This is a genomic window from Nonomuraea sp. NPDC050547 (assembly GCF_044457345.1).
Lineage (GTDB): Bacteria > Actinomycetota > Actinomycetes > Streptosporangiales > Streptosporangiaceae > Nonomuraea.
Genome location: NZ_JBITGW010000006.1, coordinates 155546 through 173299, shown reverse-complemented (window position 1 = coordinate 173299; position 17754 = coordinate 155546). Strand labels below are relative to the sequence as shown.

At 69.2% G+C, this 17754-nt stretch carries 27 protein-coding genes; 4 read left to right on the top strand and 23 right to left on the bottom strand.

From position 1 onward, the window contains the following. Positions 1–2 precede the first annotated feature (2 nt). From ACIBHY_RS17040 to ACIBHY_RS16945, 20 genes are all read right to left on the bottom strand, one after another. The gene (locus tag ACIBHY_RS17040) at positions 3–719 is read right to left on the bottom strand and encodes a hypothetical protein (protein ID WP_397307117.1); all 717 of its coding nucleotides are present in this window, start codon (positions 717–719) and stop codon (positions 3–5) included. Positions 720–739: 20 nt separating this feature from the next. Beyond that, the gene (locus tag ACIBHY_RS17035) at positions 740–1141 is read right to left on the bottom strand and encodes a DUF6248 family natural product biosynthesis protein (RefSeq protein WP_397307116.1); all 402 of its coding nucleotides are present in this window, start codon (positions 1139–1141) and stop codon (positions 740–742) included. Between the two features lie 155 nt (positions 1142–1296). Continuing rightward, a complete protein-coding gene (locus ACIBHY_RS17030; RefSeq protein WP_397307115.1) occupies positions 1297–1521 on the bottom strand; it encodes a helix-turn-helix transcriptional regulator in 225 nt (74 codons plus the stop codon). 758 nt (positions 1522–2279) lie between these two features. After that, positions 2280–3680, bottom strand: a complete 1401-nt coding sequence (locus ACIBHY_RS17025) for an AAA family ATPase (RefSeq protein WP_397307114.1) — start codon at positions 3678–3680, stop codon at positions 2280–2282. Between the two features lie 515 nt (positions 3681–4195). Beyond that, positions 4196–5044 (bottom strand): DUF2303 family protein, encoded by an 849-nt coding sequence (locus ACIBHY_RS17020; RefSeq protein WP_397307113.1) that lies wholly within the window; start codon positions 5042–5044, stop codon positions 4196–4198. Next, positions 5041–5412, bottom strand: a complete 372-nt coding sequence (locus ACIBHY_RS17015) for a hypothetical protein (protein ID WP_397307112.1) — start codon at positions 5410–5412, stop codon at positions 5041–5043. Before ACIBHY_RS17015 ends, ACIBHY_RS17020 begins: the two co-directional genes overlap by 4 nt. Further along, entirely contained in the window at positions 5409–5828 is a 420-nt protein-coding gene (locus ACIBHY_RS17010) for a WhiB family transcriptional regulator (protein WP_397307111.1), read from the bottom strand. The genes ACIBHY_RS17015 and ACIBHY_RS17010 overlap by 4 nt, the downstream gene beginning before the upstream one ends. Continuing rightward, on the bottom strand, positions 5825–6154 hold the full coding sequence (locus tag ACIBHY_RS17005) for a hypothetical protein (protein ID WP_397307110.1): 330 nt from the start codon (positions 6152–6154) through the stop codon (positions 5825–5827). Before ACIBHY_RS17005 ends, ACIBHY_RS17010 begins: the two co-directional genes overlap by 4 nt. Continuing rightward, a complete protein-coding gene (locus ACIBHY_RS17000) occupies positions 6154–6657 on the bottom strand; it encodes an HNH endonuclease signature motif containing protein (protein ID WP_397307109.1) in 504 nt (167 codons plus the stop codon). Before ACIBHY_RS17000 ends, ACIBHY_RS17005 begins: the two co-directional genes overlap by 1 nt. Continuing rightward, positions 6639–7151 (bottom strand): hypothetical protein, encoded by a 513-nt coding sequence (locus ACIBHY_RS16995; protein WP_397307108.1) that lies wholly within the window; start codon positions 7149–7151, stop codon positions 6639–6641. The genes ACIBHY_RS17000 and ACIBHY_RS16995 overlap by 19 nt, the downstream gene beginning before the upstream one ends. After that, entirely contained in the window at positions 7151–7282 is a 132-nt protein-coding gene (locus ACIBHY_RS16990) for a hypothetical protein (protein ID WP_397307107.1), read from the bottom strand. The genes ACIBHY_RS16995 and ACIBHY_RS16990 overlap by 1 nt, the downstream gene beginning before the upstream one ends. Next, positions 7279–7671 carry a hypothetical protein gene (locus ACIBHY_RS16985; RefSeq protein ID WP_397307106.1) on the bottom strand — a complete coding sequence of 131 codons (393 nt, stop codon included), beginning with the start codon at positions 7669–7671 and terminating at the stop codon, positions 7279–7281. The genes ACIBHY_RS16990 and ACIBHY_RS16985 overlap by 4 nt, the downstream gene beginning before the upstream one ends. Further along, complete coding sequence (locus ACIBHY_RS16980; RefSeq protein ID WP_397307105.1) at positions 7668–8813, bottom strand: hypothetical protein; 1146 nt, start codon at positions 8811–8813, stop codon at positions 7668–7670. Before ACIBHY_RS16980 ends, ACIBHY_RS16985 begins: the two co-directional genes overlap by 4 nt. Next, the gene (locus ACIBHY_RS16975) at positions 8810–9700 is read right to left on the bottom strand and encodes a PD-(D/E)XK nuclease-like domain-containing protein (protein WP_397307104.1); all 891 of its coding nucleotides are present in this window, start codon (positions 9698–9700) and stop codon (positions 8810–8812) included. The genes ACIBHY_RS16980 and ACIBHY_RS16975 overlap by 4 nt, the downstream gene beginning before the upstream one ends. After that, the gene (locus tag ACIBHY_RS16970) at positions 9697–9900 is read right to left on the bottom strand and encodes a hypothetical protein (protein WP_397307103.1); all 204 of its coding nucleotides are present in this window, start codon (positions 9898–9900) and stop codon (positions 9697–9699) included. Before ACIBHY_RS16970 ends, ACIBHY_RS16975 begins: the two co-directional genes overlap by 4 nt. Beyond that, the gene (locus tag ACIBHY_RS16965) at positions 9897–10565 is read right to left on the bottom strand and encodes a helix-turn-helix domain-containing protein (protein WP_397307102.1); all 669 of its coding nucleotides are present in this window, start codon (positions 10563–10565) and stop codon (positions 9897–9899) included. Before ACIBHY_RS16965 ends, ACIBHY_RS16970 begins: the two co-directional genes overlap by 4 nt. Beyond that, a complete protein-coding gene (locus ACIBHY_RS16960; RefSeq protein ID WP_397307101.1) occupies positions 10562–10705 on the bottom strand; it encodes a hypothetical protein in 144 nt (47 codons plus the stop codon). Before ACIBHY_RS16960 ends, ACIBHY_RS16965 begins: the two co-directional genes overlap by 4 nt. Then, the gene (locus tag ACIBHY_RS16955; protein WP_397307100.1) at positions 10702–10911 is read right to left on the bottom strand and encodes a hypothetical protein; all 210 of its coding nucleotides are present in this window, start codon (positions 10909–10911) and stop codon (positions 10702–10704) included. Before ACIBHY_RS16955 ends, ACIBHY_RS16960 begins: the two co-directional genes overlap by 4 nt. An 8-nt stretch (positions 10912–10919) precedes the next feature. Next, positions 10920–11441 (bottom strand): hypothetical protein, encoded by a 522-nt coding sequence (locus tag ACIBHY_RS16950; RefSeq protein WP_397307098.1) that lies wholly within the window; start codon positions 11439–11441, stop codon positions 10920–10922. 77 nt (positions 11442–11518) lie between these two features. Next, positions 11519–11905: a helix-turn-helix transcriptional regulator gene (locus ACIBHY_RS16945; RefSeq protein ID WP_397307097.1), complete on the bottom strand. Its 387-nt coding sequence runs from the start codon at positions 11903–11905 to the stop codon at positions 11519–11521. 297 nt (positions 11906–12202) lie between these two features. Here ACIBHY_RS16945 and ACIBHY_RS16940 point away from each other — a divergent pair, with 297 nt between their 5' ends. From ACIBHY_RS16940 to ACIBHY_RS16925, 4 genes are all read left to right on the top strand, one after another. After that, a complete protein-coding gene (locus ACIBHY_RS16940; RefSeq protein WP_397097653.1) occupies positions 12203–12658 on the top strand; it encodes a hypothetical protein in 456 nt (151 codons plus the stop codon). A 129-nt stretch (positions 12659–12787) separates the two neighbouring features. After that, on the top strand, positions 12788–13186 hold the full coding sequence (locus ACIBHY_RS16935) for a hypothetical protein (RefSeq protein WP_397307096.1): 399 nt from the start codon (positions 12788–12790) through the stop codon (positions 13184–13186). 14 nt (positions 13187–13200) lie between these two features. Further along, positions 13201–13479: a hypothetical protein gene (locus tag ACIBHY_RS16930; protein WP_397097651.1), complete on the top strand. Its 279-nt coding sequence runs from the start codon at positions 13201–13203 to the stop codon at positions 13477–13479. Further along, a complete protein-coding gene (locus ACIBHY_RS16925; protein ID WP_397307095.1) occupies positions 13479–14654 on the top strand; it encodes a tyrosine-type recombinase/integrase in 1176 nt (391 codons plus the stop codon). Before ACIBHY_RS16930 ends, ACIBHY_RS16925 begins: the two co-directional genes overlap by 1 nt. A gap of 266 nt (positions 14655–14920) precedes the next feature. On the opposite strand, the gene ACIBHY_RS16920 is transcribed toward ACIBHY_RS16925, so the two are convergent. Genes ACIBHY_RS16920 through ACIBHY_RS16910 form a run of 3 tightly spaced genes read right to left on the bottom strand, consistent with a single transcriptional unit; the run spans position 14921 to position 17705 of the window. Further along, complete coding sequence (locus ACIBHY_RS16920) at positions 14921–15520, bottom strand: response regulator transcription factor (protein WP_397242382.1); 600 nt, start codon at positions 15518–15520, stop codon at positions 14921–14923. After that, positions 15517–16590 carry a sensor histidine kinase gene (locus ACIBHY_RS16915; protein WP_397242384.1) on the bottom strand — a complete coding sequence of 358 codons (1074 nt, stop codon included), beginning with the start codon at positions 16588–16590 and terminating at the stop codon, positions 15517–15519. The genes ACIBHY_RS16920 and ACIBHY_RS16915 overlap by 4 nt, the downstream gene beginning before the upstream one ends. Continuing rightward, a complete protein-coding gene (locus tag ACIBHY_RS16910) occupies positions 16587–17705 on the bottom strand; it encodes a sensor histidine kinase (protein WP_397307094.1) in 1119 nt (372 codons plus the stop codon). The genes ACIBHY_RS16915 and ACIBHY_RS16910 overlap by 4 nt, the downstream gene beginning before the upstream one ends. Positions 17706–17754: the final 49 nt, after the last annotated feature.

Below are 17754 nucleotides of genomic sequence, written 5' to 3'. Positions count from 1 at the left end.
CATTAGTCACTCTGTGCTGTCTGTTGCACAGAATGCCTGGCCAGCTGCTGCCAGTCGGCGAGGGGCCAGCACGGCTGCCCACCCCACCACGTCCCCACGTCCCGCAGCGGAGGCTCGCACACGCCCATGCACACGATCGCGACCTGCTGGCCGGGCAGTTCGACGACGCGCCATGTCCAGGCGCCGCCGGCCGGGTGCTCGGTGTCGACGCCGTGGCACCAGGGGCAGATGACGCGGACGGTCTGGCCGGTGTAGAGCATCGCGAGGCAGCGGGCGACGGCCTCGTACATGCGGGTCAGCGTGGGTTCGGCGAGGGCTGCCCACGGGCCGGGCTCACCGTTGTAGTCGTGGTGCTCGGCCAGGAGGGCTGCGCGGATGGCGTACAGGTACGGGCGGGCGTCGAGCTGGCCGAGTGCGGGCGGGGCCGGCGGCGGGCACACGGACCATTCGGTGAGCTCGGCTGCGAGGTCGTCGGCGCGTACGAGGACGTCGAGGGCGGCCTGGAGGACGCTGACGTCGACGGGGGCGGGGGATTCGCCGAAGGACAGGTTGGAGCGCTCAAATCGTTCCTGGCGGGCGATCGCGTCGCGCTCGGCGCGCACCTCGGGGGACACCTCGCTCTGCTGCCAGGGGCGTGGTGTGGCCATGGGGAGGCGGGCGTCGAGGAGGTCGGGCCAGTAGGCGATGAGCCAGTCGAGGGTCTCGACGACGTTGGTCACGGGGCAGCTCCGGGCGGTGGTCAGGCGGTGAGGTCGAAGAGCGGGACGAGCTCATACGTCGTGGGCATGCGCTTGGGGGCGGTGGGCCGGCCGCAGGCGCAAGGGCATGACCAGCGGCAGATGCGGTCCGCGAGCCACACCTGGGCGACTGGTGTCGGCCGCGGTGGGCCGTCGATGGTGACGTGCTGGTACGGCTGGGCGAAGCATGCGGGGTGGACGCCGGTCCGGTCGGCGATCATCCCCTCGCGCGATTGGCGGGGGCCGCGGGCGCATCGGTCGTGCTGGTTGCGGGTGCAGGAGTGGCAGTCGTGGCGTTGGCATGCGCATCGGGTGTAGTGGCCGGGCCAGGTGGTGGTTTCGACGTGGCGCATGCGCGGTGTCCAGGCGTGTTCGCGGACCCAGGCGGCCTCGTCAGGGGTCACGACGCGATCCGGACGCGGGTCTTGAGGCAGATGCCGCAGCGTTGGGTGAGGACGCGGCCGACGGCCTCGACCGTGGTCCAGCGGTGGCGAATGTGGATCATGGCTGCTCCAGGTGGCGTCAAAGTCCGCGGAGATGGCGGATGACCAACTGCCCGTCAGCCATGGCTGATCACGCTGGCCTTGACGTACGCCTCGTAGGCGGCGACGGGGACGCGGATGGATCGGCCGACGCGGATGCTGCCGGGGAACGCGCCCTCTTCGACGTAGCGGTAGATGGTCATCGGGGCGACGCGCAGTTGTGCGGCGATCTCGGCGACGGTGAGGTACTTGTCTTCGCGCGCGGGCTCGTCAGCCAACGTTGTGGCGTTGGTGCTGGTCATGGGTTTTGGGGCTCCTTGATGTTGAGGATGTAGGGGCGTCCGCAGGGTGCGGTTCGGTGTGGGTGGTCGGTGGGGGCGTGCCAGTGGGTGCGGGTGCAGTGGGGGCATGCGTGTACGTGGAGTTGCATGTAGCCGGTGTTGGGGCTGATGACGATGACGGCGTCGACACGCGCCAGGGTGATGCAGATGTCGGCCTTGTACGGCTGGGTCATGTGGGGGCAGGTGGTGGCGCAGGACGGGGCGCAGTAGCCGAGGCCGTCGGGTTGTCCGCAGGTGAGGCATCGGGGTTCGCAGTCGCCTGTGATGAGGCGTCGTGGGGGTCTGCGGTGGCGGGTTTGTGGGGTGGGGCGGGGGCTGTCCCCACTCCCGTCCCCTCTATCGAGGGGAGGGGACGGGGACAGAGTGGGGGACTTCTGCCCGGACCTTGATCGTCCCCTTGTCCCCGCGCTGTCCCCGTTGTTGTTGTGGGGTTTGACCTGGGGGTTCTTCTTGATCGTCCCCGGCTGTCCCCGCTGTCCCAAGTCGTCGATACCGGGTAGGGGTAGGAGTAGTTCCTGATCTACATTGGAAGGGGTGCGGGGCTTTGACCTGCGCGTTGATGCGGATTTCATGATCGTCCCCTTTCTGTCCCCTGATCTTGGACGGCGTTGAAGACGCCTCTGAGCTGGGCGGTATAGGTGAGAGGTGGGGGTATGCGGCTGGTTTCGTGTCCCCGAAATTTCATGATCGTCCCCAAAATCGGGGACGATCTTGAAGGGTCATGTGATGCCCGCCTTCCGTGCCGCGAGGGCCTGCGCGAGCGTCTCGTTGCGCACCTTGATGCCGCCCTGGGCGAGCTCTGCCCGTGCCTCCTCGCGAGGGGCGTCGAGCGGCACCTGGAGGCTGTCGAGGTACTCGACGATCTGGGCCACCTTCGGCGGGAGCCCATTCGCCGCGGCGCACAGCTCATGCCGGAGCGGGTCCGCGCGGCGCCGCAGCTCGATCAGCGGCACGCCGTGGTTGGCCCGGGACATCTCGCGCTTCAGGTACAGCTGGGTCTCGGTGGTCTTCACCAGGAGCCAGACGGCGTCGACGTCGGCGCCCTTCGCGCTGGAGCCTCGCTGGCCTTTCTCCAGGTCCTTTCCGGAGTGGTCGAGGCGGATGACGGAGATGCCCATGCCCTTGAGGGGGGCGAGGGCGTGCCGGTAGAGGTTGGCGAAGGTGTCGGCGTCGTTCTCGCTGCCCTCGATGACGCGGGAGACGGTGTCGATGATGACGAGGGCGGGCTGGTGGGCCTTGGCCATGGCGAGCAGGTGCTGTCCGCCGGTGGAGGAGTCGAGGACGGGCAGCGACGGGAACGAGAAGTAGACGAGGTTGGCCTGGAGGAGGGCGAGGTCGTCGGGGCCGTAGCCGAGGTTGGTGAGGCGCTCCACGATGTCGGCCTGGCTGTTCTCGATGTCGATGTAGACGACGCGCATGGGTTCGCGCGCGGCCTGGCCGAGGACGGGCCGGCCGGTGGCGAGGGCGGCGGCGATCTCCAGGGTGAACAGGGACTTGCCGGCTTTGGGCGGGCTGTAGATGGCGATGGAGCGGCCCTGCTCGATGAGGGGCTCGACGAGCCAGGGCACGTCGTCGGGTTGGGCGGAGAACGCGTGTGTCCAGTCGATGGGGGTGTAGAGGCCGGCGAGGGCGTTGGCGGCGTTGGTGCTGGCGCCTGCGATGTCGCCGAGGGCCTTGGCCAGTTCGTCTTGGGCGGCGGTGAGGGCGTCGTGGACGTCGTCTCCGGCGTTGTGGACCCATTGGATGCCGCGGGTGAGGGCGTGGAGGGCGCGGCGGGTGGTGGCGTATCTGGCGACGATTCCGGCGTGCCAGGCGGGGTCTCCGGCGAGGGGTGCGGCGGCCATGAGGTCGTGGAGGTAGACGAGGCCGTTGTCGATGCGGGGGAGGGTGCCGTCGCGTTGGAGTTTGTCGCCGACGATGACTGGGTCGGTGGGGGCGTCTTGGTCGTAGAGGTTGAGGATGGTCTGGTAGATGAGCTGGTGGGCGGGGCGGTAGAACGCTGTGGGGTCGGGGAGTGCGGCTCGGATGTGCTTGACGATGTAGGGCACGGTCATGCAGGTGCCGAGGACGGCTTGCTCTGCGGCGAGGTCCCAGAGCTTGGTGTCCTGCTCGGTGGTCAACCGTGTCTCCTGGTAGTTCTTGTGCCGGGGGTGGTAGGTAATTCGTCCATATTCCGTAGGCTCTGGTGACCTGCGGTGATGGCTGGCTGGGCGGCTTGCGAGTGAGGCAAATCGCGCTGGCTGAGGCGCATTGGCGCAGGTCGCGGCGATGTAATGGAATATGGACGAATGGCGTCAAGCCGGATGTCTGAGGCGGCGTTCACGCTCCTTCTGGGCTGCGACGGTGGCCTTGGCTGCGGCCTGCTGCTCTGGTGATGCGCGTTTCTTGCCTGCGGCGATGTGGCGGGCGTCGGTGACCCAGCTGTCGGCGAGCGAGGGGTACGGGTTGTGGGGCGTGTACGAGGGGCATTCGCCGCAGTAGCAGCGCTTGGGTGCGCAGTGTCCGCCGGTGGGTTCGGGTCGGCCTGCGAGGGCTGCGGGGGTGTGTGCGGGGCAGCGTGGGCCGGGGAGGTAGGGGCGTGTGGGGGTGGCGCCGCAGTGGGTGGCTGCGGCGCCGTTCCAGTGGGTGCAGGGGGTCATCCGGCGGCCGGGGTGCCGCGCATGATGACGACGCCCAACTCCTCCTGGAGATGGGTCACGACCTGCTTGACGGCGTCGCGGCGGACGTTGTCGGCGTTGTCGAGCAGGTATCCCATCTGCAGGGCGCCGCCCTGGATGCGGTAGCGGAACCGCGCGGTGACCACGTACGGCTCGCTGTCGTCGAACGGGGTGAGCCCGAGCTCCAGCTGGCCGGGAACCTCGATCTGGCCCTTGGCGCCGGCGCCGGCGTCGGTTTCCTCGGTAAAGACGAGCCGCTTGTTTCCGTTGGCCAGCACGGTCGCGCTGTTGAAGGTGACGCGGGTCTGGGTCTGGAAGTGCTGGACGAGCTCCAGCATGTCGGCGGCGGTGGGCTTGCGGATGTCGGCGCGGTTGTCGTCGATGAAGTCGGCGAAGTCGGCCTGGCGGATCAGTTTGCGGTCATGGTAGGTCCAGCGCTTCCAGGCGTCGGTCTCGGCGAGGGTGAGGATGAGCTGGTGGTCGCCCCAGCGGGCGGTGTTGTCCTCGTCGAGGAGTTCGACGTTGGGGGTGGCCTCGTGGGCGTTGAGTACGGCGGTGATGCGTCCGTGGTCGATGTCGACGTACACCTCGGAGCCCGGGTCGGCGTGCTTCTTGTAGTAGTGGATGAAACTCGCGGCGTCTCCGACGGCCACGCGGCCGGTCTTGCGGCGCGGCTGGGGCAGGTGCTTGTCGGATAGGTCGATGACCTCGACGCGGTCGCCGAGCTTGTAGCCGTAGATGTGGCCGGGGATGAGTCCGTCGGGGGCGGTGGTGTTCTCCAGCGCCTCGATGAGGGCGTCGTTTTCGGTGCGCGTGGTGGTGGTCACTGGGCGAGGTCCTTCGGCTGGTTGGTGGGGAGGTCGACGCGGCGCAGGCCGGGCAGGGCGATCTGTCGGGGGTCGTCGCGCAGCAGGTTTCCGGAGTCGTCGGCGAAGAAGATGGCGGCCTTGGGGGCCGGGCGGGGGGCCTTGAGGGTGACGTCGCCGCTCACCGCCAACGCGTCCTCGTTGCCCTTCATGGGCTCGACGACGATCTTCAGGGTGAGCTCGCCCTTCTTCCCGATGTCGCGGACGGCGGCCACGAGGTCCTGCATCAGGGCGGCGGCCTGGTCGGCGACTTCGCCTGCGCGGATCTCCTGGAGGATGGCGGCGAACGGCCTGGTCTGGCCGGGATCGTTGTCGGGGTGGTCGGTCACTGGGTTCCTTCCGAGGTGATGGTGGTGGCGCGGTCGGCCTCGGCCGACCGGCGCTTGTGGTAGTCGCAGGCGCGGCAGGTGGGGCGCCGCTGTTCGCGCCCTGACGCCCAGGGCGCGAACGCGTACAGCGGCTTGATCTCCGAGCAGGTGATGCACTCGCGGAAGGTCGCGGAGCTGCTGCTCAACCGGCCACGCTGCTGGATGGTCAGTCCGGCGACGATGCCGCCGGGGTCGCAGTGCCACGGCAGGTCGAGAACCCAGTCGCGGCATTCGTCGAGGACAGGGCAGGCGCGGCAGAGCTTCTTGGCCGCGTCGTCGCCGCCCTCCGACAGGCCGTACATGAGGTCGGGCTGGCCGATACACGCGCCGGTGCCGTCCCAGGTGGGCAGGTACAGGTAGTCGAGGAGGACGGTCATGCCGCCGCCTCGTCCGTCTGCGTCTCCAGGCGGCTGGCGGTGGCGTACCGCTGGACCGACCGCTCGCTCACCCCCAGCTCCCACGCGACCCTGGCCAGGGAAAGGGGCGGCCGGATGGCGGCGAGCTCCTGGTAACGGGCCACCATCTTTCGGCCGTGTGAGCCGAGGGGACGCCACGGCTCGGCGCGCTCGAAGAGGCGCGGGAACCGGGTCAGCGTGCCCGCGCACCGGCGCCGCTCGTAGCAGGTGCGGATGAGTCCTCGGCTGTGGTGGAGGCCGGCGGTTCCGCAGCATGCGCAGGTGATGGGCCTGGTGGGGATGGACATCAGCCGATCACCACCTGGGGCCATGCCACCTTGAGCATGGCGTCACGCTGCGCTTTCCGGCCTTGCCGGTATGCGCTGTTGGCCTGACGGCATGGCCCGCACCGGCACTTCCGCTTCACATACGCGGTCAGCGTGCCGTGAACGGTCGGACCAGGCTGTAGACGGCGGACCTGGTCAGGGCGGGGCAGCTTGCCCCGTCCCTTCGCGTCGCGGTCGGCGTTGTTCTCCTGGACAGTGCCCAGGAAGAGGTGCCCGGTGTTGATGCAGGGCGGGTTGTCGCACTGGTGCAGGACGCACAGCCCATCAGGAATCGGGCCCACTTCGAGCATCCACGCGACCCGGTGAGCGAGCTGCATCCGCCCCTTGAACCAGATCTGCCGGTGCCCACTGCGGGTGGCTGCGCGACCGGGGTAGAAGATGCAGTCGCCAACGACCTTGGCGCGGCCGAACAACCGCTTGCGGGCCGCCTCGTTGTAATGCTTGGTCAGGGTGTCGTCGGCCACTGGACCTTCTCCATCGCGGCGAGGTGGAGAGCAGGGAGCTGCTCGATCGGGTGGCCGAGGTGACGCATCCCCATGGACCGCAGGAAGTGCGCGTCGACCTGGTTGTCGTCGCGCAGGTCCAGCCCGGCCCGCTTGAGGAGCTCGACACGCATGTCGGGCTTCGTCGCGTTGCCCTTGCCGGTCGCGTACCGCTTGAGGCTGGAGGGCGAGACGACCGCGTAGGGCACGTCGTGAGCCGCGAGTCGGCAGACGACGCGCCACCAGAGCCCGGCGGCCTCGTGGTGTCCGGCGCCGAGCGCCCGCGAGTAGGCGGGCCCCTCGATGACGACCAGGTCGGCGGCCTGGACAGTGCCATCGCCGAAGATGTCGGCGGAGATCCAGAACAGCCGCTCGCAACCGCGCAGGTCGCCCGCCTTGATGGTGCGCGTTCCGGTGCTGTCGGCGACGCCGGTGGCGGTGAGGGAGAGGTCGAGGCCGACCACGAAGTGGGTCATCACACCTCCAGCACGGAGGAGGAGGGGGCGGCCGGGGCCGCGCTGACCGTCACGATCAGCGCGAGCACCGCGGCGGCCAGCAAGCCGAGGAGAACCCCGGCCAGCAGGGCGACGACAACGAGGCGGGTCACGAGCGCCCCCACTGATCCAGCGAGACGCGGGCGTCCGAGACCGCGGCGTTGAGATCGCCCAACGTCCGGGCGGCGGCGGCGCGCCGGAGGAGGTCGCGGTAGGTGTCGCGCTCCTGCTCCAGCGCCTCGGCCGCCGCGGCGTGCACGCAGTCCTTCGGGCCGTCGCATGGCGCCCGCTCGGCGGCGGGGAGACCCTGCTCGGCGTCCAGCACGTCGACGGCGACGGTGGCCGCAGCGATGAGGTCGCGGCCCCACTCGGCCTCGAACACGACGAGTTCCTCGCCGGGGCCGAGGTTGATCGGTACGGCGGGGCCGGATTCGCCGCGGATGAGGTCGCCGGCGGCCGGGCGGCCGAGCGCGGTTACGGTGGTGCGCCTGAGGTGCGTCATGCCGGGACCTCCTGGCGCTGCGCGGTCACAGCGGTGAGGGCGGCGTCCCAGGCGGAGGTCTGGCCCTGGCAGTCGTTGAGAAGCTCGGCGATGTCGGCCAGTTCCTGGTCGGATAGGTCTGCCGGGACACTGATCGTCCGCCCGAGCAGGGTGGTCAGGTCACGCAGCCGGTCCGGTCCGGACAGGTGAGTGTCGAGGCCGTCGAACTCGGCGCCGATCCGCTTCTCCAGTTCGGCGCGCCGCTGGCTGCTCTCGATCCGCTGCTGCCGCAGATGTACGACCGCCCGGTCGACCTCGTCGGCGGTGAGGTGCTTCGTCGTGCCCTCGATCGGTCGGCCGAGGAACGCGGTCAGCCATGCGAACCGCGCCTGGTCGTTGAGAGTGGTGGAGCCCTTGCCGGTGTGGGCGGTGATTCCGCACTCGGTCATGAGGATGCTGAGCCCGCGGAGCTGCGCCGTGCTTGCCGCTGTCGGCGCGGCCGGGGCCGCCTGAGCTTCGTCGCTCCCGGACGCGGGCTGGCCGCGCCGGAGAACGTCGTTCGCAGTTGCCCGGCCGCTAACCGTGGCCTCCACGCTGTACGCCTGCGCCTCGGTGCCCAGCTCTTCGGCCGCGTACGGCATGGCGTGCAGCACGTCGGAGGCGATCAGCCGACAGATCTCGCCGGTGGCGCGGGCCACGAGCATCGTGCGCGGCTGCTTGGTCCACTGGTCCTTGGTCAGGCCGAGCCTTGCGGCCCGCTCGATGGTCCATTCGACCTGCTGCCACTCGGCTTCGCCCTTGCGTTGGCCGCGAATGATGCACACGGTGTCGGTCGATTCGACGACCTGCACCTTGTGGCCGCGCGATTGGACGAGGCCGCGCATGGCGTGCGCGCGGAGGCCAGGCGTGCCATGGATGATGTCGATGGACCGGAGTGCGGCCATCGGCTGCATGCCCAGTTCCTGCCCGGCGAGGATGGCGGCGGTGATCTCGGCGGGCTTCCCGCGCATCGTGGTCGGAACGAAGCTGCTGCGCGCCAGCGCCTCGGCGATCTGCTCGGCCTGTCGCGCTTCCATGGCCCACTGCATGAGCGGGCTCGGCTGGGGCTGGGCCATGGCCACCTCGCGGCCCTGGTGCTCGTTGGGGATGGCGAGTTCGGTCACAGGATGTCCTCGGTGATGACGTCGGAAGCGGACCACGCGTCGGTGGTCCAGCGGGGCAGGATGATGGGGGCGATCTCGTCGCTGCTGTAACCGGGCCAGCTGCCGGTGGCGGAGCAGTTGGCGTAGAGGTCGAGGGCGCGGCAGTTGCGGTCGCGCCCGGCGACCACGTCATCGGGGTCGAGCGCGACGACGTTGATCAGGTACGGAGCGCTCTTCTCCTGGAAGACGAAGACGAACAGCGGGTCGTCGTCGAGACCGGCCGCCGTGACGGCGTCGCGGTACCAGGGGTCTTGCATGAAGTAGCCGTAGTTGGCGATCGTCTTGGCGACCGCATGCCCCGAGGCGTCGGTGGTGGTCTTGTAGTCGGCGATGACGAGGCGCCCGCCACTGGGGTGCGGGAGCCAGTCGAGGCGGGCCCGTCGCCACACGCCGGTGTCGGGGTCCTGCCAGATGAAGGTCTTCTCCGGCTGGCCGGCGGCGGGGTCGAACAGGGCCGCGGCGAGAGGATGCTTTTGGATGGCGGCTGCCATGCCGTGCACCTGGTCCCAGTCGGCGGGCTTGAGCGGGATTGCGCCGCGCTCACGCACCTTGGCGACCCTTTCCTTGATCTCCTTGGTGCGCCACTCGTCGGCGTCGATGCGCACGAGCTCCGGCCCGGCATCGAGGACGAGTTTGTGGGCAGCCGAGCCGATCTCGAAGGGCTTCTTGGGACCGGGCGGATTGTCCTGCTGCCACCGGAACTTTGCCGGGCCACCGGGCTGCAGCAGAGCACGTGCCCCGGAGGAGGACAGCGATCCGCCGGGGACGGGGTCGCTGTGGTAAGCGTCCTCGGGGATGTCGTAAATGCCGGGCTGGCTGATCACCTGCTCGGTCGTGGTGGTGCTCACGCGGGCCTGCTTTCTGGGACCGTGAGCCCGCACGCGTCGCGGGTGCCCTGCGGCCGGTTGTAGGGGTGGGCCCCCGCCGTGTGGGCGGGGGCCGTGATGTCGTCGTCGCGGAGGAGGGCGATCCAGTCGTCGGCGTCGTTGTCGATGGCCGCGTGCAGGTCTTCGCGGCGGGCGCGGCGACGCGCCAACAGGCCGGTCACCGGTCGCCGCCGACGTAGCGGTAGCGGCGGGCCGGGGCGACGCTGGGAGCGACTCCCCGATCGCGGACGCCCGGCACCAACTCGGCCAGCCCCTCGGCGATCAGGTCGCGCATGACGGCGTGCACCGAGTACGTGTGGTCCTTGCCCAGGCTGAGCTTGCGCTGGAGGTCGTACGCGCTGAGCTCAACGCCGGGCCGCTGCTGGAGGCAGGCCAGGATGCGCGGCTTCAGCTCTGCGGAGCGCTGACCCCACCAGGAACCGATCCCGGAGTGCTTCCTGTAAATGCGCTGGTAGCGCTGGACGGTGCCCAGACTGACGCCCATCCGCTGGGCGATCGCCTCCGGCTTCAGCCCCTGCTCGCGCAGTTCGAGGTACGCCTCGTAGCGGGCCTGCGCCTTGGCCAGCCACCGCTGCCGCGCGGCTTCCATGGCCTGGCTTCGGGCGGGCGGCGCGTAGTCGCGCTTCGCGTCGCGGAGCTGGACGTCCCAGCGCCGGGCCTGCTCGTACGACACGCCCATGCGCTTGGCGCCCTCGGCGATGGTGGCGCCGCCCTGCCTCAGCCGGCCGAACTGCTCTCGGCGGTCCGCGGCCTGCCGGGCGTACGCGGCTCGGGCTCTCGCGGCGCCGCGTTGCCGTGCCCGCGTGGCGTCGGTCACGGCGGTCACCGAGGACCACCTCCCCCGGCCCGGATCTCGCGCATGGCCTCAGCACCGGCGCGCAACTGCTCGTCGGTAGCACCGAGAAGAGCGGCGATGGCGAGCGTCACCACGTCCAGTGGGTGCTCGAACTCGTTGAGGTCGCTCATCGGCCACCGCCGATGCAGCCGCCGGAGATGAGCGTCAGCTCCATCCCCACCTCGACCACCGTCCGCTGCGCCCGCTCCCGGCCCGCCGCGTCCCGGTAGAGCACCGCGACGTGGCCGGAGTCGGCCCGGCGCGCGTAGTCGACGCGGACGGGGTCACCGCCGTTCCACTCCGGCGCGGACACGAGCTGGCCCTGGTGCAGGTCCACGGCCACCATCACGCACCAGCCGAAGCGGTCTCGCGCACCTGCTCGTCCTGGGCGCGGACGATGCAGTAGACGCTGACCGGGACGCCCGCGAACGTGCTCGACGCGCGCACCGTGGTGCAGCCGCCGTCCGTCCGCTCCGTGCACTCCGCCATCAGCAGAGCGGCGAACTCGGCGACGGTCTCGCGCTTGATCGCGTGGCCGGACAGCTCACTGGGGGCGTGCGCGGACAGGACCCAGTCGATCTGGGGCGGGCTGGTGCGGATGAGGGTGGCCAGCGCGCCGGCGGCGCGCTGGCGGGCGAGCCGGTCGAGCAACTCGTCGGAGACCGGGCTCCACACGCCGTCGGCGCCCTCGACGACGAGCACGGAGTCGGGGAAGGTCCGCTGCAGCCCGCGGAGCATGTCGCGGGCGGCGTCCTGGTCGGTGGTCGGCTCGGTGCTGCTGATCTGGTCGCCGTCTCGCCAGATGTGGACGGCGTAGCTGATGTTCATGGGGTCGAGCTGCTGCACGGTCTGGGGGATGATGTTCATGAGACTCGTGTCCCTTCGTAGGTGGGGATGGCGGGTCTGCGAGGTCCGGCCGTAGGGCGGCTGGGCCTCGCCGCATGTCAGGACTGACCGGCGCGCTTCTTGATCCACGCCTCGACCGAGGCGACGGAAACGCGCGACTTGGGCTTCTTGGAGCCCTTACGGGCGACGTCAACAACGGTCAGTTCGCCGTCGGCGACGAGTCGGTAAGCGTGGGCCCGCGAGACCTTCATCGCCTTGCCGGCCTCGGGGATGGTGAGCAACACCTCACCCTCACCTCCGTTGGAAGAATTTGCGGACATTGGATGTGAAAAAAGGGTCCCGACCTCGCATCCCAACGCGGCGGCGATCCGCTCGGCCGTTGCCGCGCTGCACGTCTGTCGGCGGCCGGATGTCAGGTGCTGGATCGCCTGCTTGGACAGGCCTGCTGCGGATGCGAGGGTGACCGTGTCGTGGCGGCCTGCCATGAGCTCACGCAGGAGTGCGCGGCTTCGGAGGGCCAAACCGGGACGCCCAGACACGTGGGGAGACCTCCTGAGACGTTGGAAGAATTTTCCAACACTCTAACCACACCCAGAGACTCGTGTCCACCACATGGACAGTTGGACCCCCATGTAGCCGGGAGGATCTGGTTTGATAGCGGGATCTTGTTGTCTGTCATGTCTCGGGATACAACGGGCGAAACGGCCCCCTGTAAGAATCATCCAACAGTCATGACTCATAACAGGGGTTGCAGTTAGGCGAGGGCTACCACGAGAGGCGTCATGATGCCGCCGCGAGACATCAATGGCACCACCAGCGAGTACCCGTTCACGACGTACATCCAGCAGTACCTGGAGCGTACAGATCTGAGCGCAAGAGCGCTGGCCAGGCAATCGGCAGACCCCGAGACCGGCCAAAAGCTCAACCACACCTACGTGTCTGCTCTTGCAGCGAACGACGTTCCCAAGGCGCCAGAGCTGTGGCGTTTGCGGTCGCTAGCAGCAGCGATGTCGAAGACCGGCGAGGCATTGAGTGAAGGCGAGTACCGCCGGCGCTACGAGGAGCTCAAGCGACTGGCCGCCGCCCAATGGCTCGACCTCGGTGAGGTCCTCCAGGTGCAGACCGGGAGTGGCAGCTGGGTCACGGTCAATGTGCCGCCGGGCCTGTCCGAGGCGGGCCGGCAGGACGTGATCAGGTGGGCCGAGAGCATGGCGAAGAATTTGGATCAAGCAGACTGACCATTTGGGTCCTGACCGGAAGGTGACTGTACGCTTACTTGTCGTAAGAATCTTCAACCATTCCGTTGTCCCAGGCGTCACACTGTCGTTCCAAAGCTCAAATGCCCGGAAAGACTCGGTGATGCTCACATGGCCGGAACGGTCCGCTATCGCCTCCTCCCGTCCCACCAGCTCCCGTACGGCCCGATCTGCATCCGCCGCAACGCGGTAGGCAACATCACCGTCGCCGTCGACGAGACCCAGATGGACCCCATCCTGGGCCCCACCATCGCACGCCTCAGCGACGGCATCCTCGACGTCGGCAGCGTCACGCCGCTATCCCAGGTACGGGTGCACCGGGATCACGCAATGGCCGCTGACGAGCTCGTCCTCGTCTCCATCGAAGCCGCCACCGTCGAGGTGTTCCTCCCCTCCGGCTTAGTCAAGCCGGCCGTCACCGACCAGCTCGGCGTCCACGGCACGCTCGCGCTCCGCGAGCTCATGCGCATGTCCCCGATCATCGGCCAGGGCCCCCGCCCGGCCGCGTAGCCAGGGAGGTATCCATGCACCTACGCAAGACACGATCCGGCCGCTGGCAGGCCAACGTCCGCCTGCCCGACGGGAGCCGCCGCTCCGCGACGTTCGACCGCCGGGCCGACGCGGACGGCTGGGCCCGTCGCGCAGAGGCTGCAACCCAGGTTCTGGCCGCCACGAACCACCTCACGCTCACCTGGGCGGTTGACGGGCTCAACATCCACATCCCCGATGACCTCATCACCATGGACCGCGCACTCGTCCTAGAACGCCTGCTCAAGGAGGTCTTCGCCGGGGCGGAGGGCTGATGGCGTCCTTCCGGAAGTTGCCATCGGGACTGTGGCAGGCCGTAGTACGCCTGCCGTCGGGCAAGCGGATCACGAAGACCAGCAAGCTCAAGAGCATCGTCAAGACCTGGGCCACCGAGCAAGAGGACAAGATCGCAAAAGGGCGGCGGATCAACCCGAACGCTGGCCGGATCACGGTGGGCCAGTGGTACGCGAAGTGGTGGCCGGCCCGCGTCGTCGAGGATGAGACGCGCCGGGGTGATTCCGGCCAGTTCACCAACCACATCCTGCCGTACTGGGAAGAGTGGCCTACGGGCGAGATCGGCCGCATCGACGTGCAGACCTGGGTCCGGACGATGGAGCGGCAAGGAATCGGGCGCCACGCGATTCGCCGCTCTTACAACCTGTTCTCCACGCTGCTCGGAGACGCGGTGCTCGAGGACCTGCTCCAGATCAGCCCGTGCCAGAAGATCGATCTTCCAGCTACGCCGCCGAAGGCACCTGCGTGGTTCACTCGCGGCCAGGTCGATCAGATCGTGTGGCGCCTCCCGTCCGGGCACGCGGCGATGGTCGAGCTCATGTGCTACAGCGGCCTCCGGTGGGGTGAGGCCGCGGCCGTGGCTGGTGCTGACCGAGACAACGAGACGGGCAACCCGATCGACTGGCTTCGTGGGCGCATCCTCGTCCGGGGATCTCTGACGCAGAAAGGCGTGTGGAAGGAGTATCCGAAGAACAGCTCATCGCGGCGTGAGGTGCCGGTGCCGCGCCATGTGCTCGATCTCCTGGCACCGCTCTTCGAGGGCCGGGCGACGGATGCGTGGGCGTTCGTGGCTCGCCGGCGCTCCCCGAAGACGGGGGAGTTGCCGACGCTGTCGGGGGCGAACTTCCGTGTGGTCTGGTATCAGGGGATCGACGCCGCGAACGAGGCGATTGAGAAGCAGAACGAGGAACTGCCGAAGGCCAAGCGGATGGGTCTGGTGCCTCGGCTTGACGTGCATGACTGCCGTCACACGGCGGCGAGCTGGCTGGTGCAACAGGGCGTTCCTCTCTATGACGTGAAGGCGCTCCTGGGCCACTCCTCGATCCAGACCACGCAACGCTATGCACACCTGGCGCCGGATGCGCACGACGCGGTGGAGGACGCATGGTCGAAGATCATCGCGCATCAGCAGCGCACAGCGGCCTCTGGCATGTGATCACAGGCCGTTGACCTGCTTCAACGCCGATTCGACGCCTTCCCGATGACCCACCACGTGGAGTGCGTGGCCCTGCTGGTCAAGGCCTAGAAAGGGCCCTGACCAGCAGCGGCGCTACCGAATCTCGGGGTGTCTCCTGATGTCTCAAGATCATGAAACGTCCCGTCCCCTTAACCGGTGACGGGGCGTAGTCAGCGACAAGAACACCGCCCCGGAGGCGACGGGCGTTACGCGGGGGTGCCGGTGCCACCGCGCGAACGCCGTGGCTACAGCCAGCCCATGCGCTGGGCGGTGCGGATGGCCTCCAGGCGGTTCTGGGCGTTGAGTTTGGTCATGGCGCTGGACAGGTAGTTGCGGACGGTGCCTTCTGTCAGGTGGAGTTCGGTGGCGATGCGGGAGATGGGGGCGCCGTCGCCGGCCAGGCGCAGGGCGTCGCGTTCGCGTTCGGTCAGCGGGCTGTCGCCGGCGGCCATCGCGGCGGCGGCGAGTTCGGCGTCCAGGTAGCGGCCGCCGGCCATCACCTTGCGGATGGCCATCGCCAGCTCTTCGGCGGAGGCGTCCTTGCCCAGGAAGCCGCTGACCCCGGCGGCCATCGCGCGGCGCAGGTAGCCGGGGCGGCCCAGGCTGGTCAGGATGACGATCTTGCACTGGGCGCTGATCTGCTCGGCGGCGGTCAGGCCGTCCATGCCGGGCATCTCGATGTCGAGGACGGCCACGTCGGGGTTGTGGGCCCGGACCGCGGGGACCACCTCGTCGCCGCGGCCGACCTGGGCGACGACCTCGATGCCGTCCTCAAGGTCGAGCAGGGCGGCCAGGGCGCCGCGGATGAGGTGCTCGTCGTCGGCGAGCAGGACGCGCGTGGTCATACCGCGGCCCGCAGCAGGTAGACGCCGTCGGCGGCGCCGGCGCTCAGCGTGCCGCCCGCCGCGCTCAACCGCTGGGACAGGCCGCGCAGCCCGCCGGGCTCGCCGGCGTCCGGCGAGATCCCGTCGTTGGACATCTCCAGCACCCCATTCTTGATCGTGATCGTGCACCGCTGGGCGGTGCTGTGCTTGAGGATGTTGGTGGCACCCTCGCGAACCACCGCGGCCAGCAGTGTGCGGGCCTCGGCGGGCAGGTCGCCGGTGTCGTCGGTGTCGATCGCGCAGTGCACGTCCGCCGCCTCCAGCACGGCGCGCACGCTCGCGAGCACCTCGCCGAGGTCGAGCGCCCGATAGTTCTGTACGGCGGTGCGAACCTCCCGCAACGACCGCCTGGCCAGATCCCGCACCTCGAACATCTCCGCCGCCGCCCGTTCCGGGTCGACGCCCAGCGTGGCCTCGGCCCGCCCGGCCCCGGCGGCGATGTCGACGAGGCTCTGCCCGAGCAGGTCGTTGAGGTCGCGGGCGAAGCGCAGCCGTTCCTCCGACACGGCCAGCGCCGCCTTGGCCTCCTGGCCTTCGTAGGCTTCCTGGGCGCTCCGCCAGATCCGTACGTTGGCCAGGGTGCCGCCGGTGACGATCAGCGTCAGGACCATCATGATGACGACGAACGGGAGGCCGCCGATGATGGCCACGTACACGAGGGTCAGCGCGGTGACGACGGAGGCCGTGATCCAGAAGGCGCGCCTGCTCAGGAACGGCGACACGATCCCGAGCCATACCGGCACCAGCCAGACCATGGAGAAGGCGGCGAAGGCGAGCGTGATGACGGCGGCGACCGCCAGCAGGAGGGTCGGCCGCCGGCCGCCGCGGGTCGCGATGCGCAGCGGCCGGGTGGACAGCGCGAAGAAGACCAGGAGCAGCGCGAAGGCCCCGACGAGCACGGGTTTGGGCGCCCAGTTCTCCTGCCAGGCGATGGAGAGCTGCAGGAGGCTGAGGAAGACGGTCAGGTTGATGAAGTCGTTGGAGTACAGGAACAGCCACCGGACCCTGTCGAGCTTGCTGGCCCGCATCATGCCGGGACCGCCGCACGCAGGAGGAACTCGCCCGAGTCCGAGTCCGTGACCGAGGCGGAGAAGGTGCCGCCGGCGGCGGTCAGCCGTTCCGACAGGCCGCGCAGGCCGCTGCCGGTCGAGCGCTGGGGTCCCTTCACGCCGTTGTTGCGCATCTCCAGCACGCCCCGGTCGATGGTGATGGCACAGCGCGTCGCCGTACTGTGCTTGAGGATGTTGGTGGCGCCTTCGCGCACCGCCCACGCCAGCAGCGCGCGGGCGGCGGGCGACAGGTCGTTGGTGCTGGCCTCGACCGTGCAGCGGGCGCCGGCGGCCTCCAGCGTGGCGCGTACGGTGGCCAGCTCCAGTGACAGGTCGAGCGAGCGGTAGCCCTCGACGGCGGCCTGGACCTCGGCCAGCGCGCCGCCGGCCAGCTCGCGGACCTGGGACATCTCGCCGGCGGCGCGGGCGGTGTCCTTGGCCGACAGCTTCGCCGCCAGCTCGCTCTTGATGCTGATCACCGACAGGCTGTGGCCGAGCAGGTCGTGCAGGTCGCGGGCGAAGCGCAGCCGTTCCTCGGCGACGGCCAGGCGGGACTTGGCCTCCTGGCTCTCGTGCGCGTCCCTGATCGTGCGCCAGAGCCACACCCACAGCCACATGGCCAGCGGCGTGATCACCAGGGTGACGCCTTCACCCACCAGAGCCACGAACAGGCCCATCTCGGAGACGTAGACGGCGAGGGGGACGGTGATGGCGGCCAGGACCACGCCGAAGGCGACGCTCACCCGCCACCGGACGTTGATCGCCAGGCCGGCCAGCCACAGACCGGCGACGATCTCCCAGGTGCTGGTGCCGAGGCCGGGCGGGATGAGCATGATCGAGACCAGCATGGCCAGACCGGAGACGGCCAGCAGGACGGTGGGCCTGGGCTTGTCGTCGTAGGCGGCGCGCAGGACGAACGGAAACATGGCGAACTGCGCCAGCAGGAGCACCCCGACGAGGAACGCGCGCTGCGGGGAGAGCGTGCCGATGGCGGCGAGGCTGAACAGCATGATGGTGAACGCGACCGCGATGAACGCGACCATGCCGTCCATCCAGTAGAGCAGCACTTTTCTGGCCAGCTCCGGCCGGGCCGCCATCAAATGCTCCTCCTCCGACAAATACCCCCTGACGCGGAGAATCCTATAG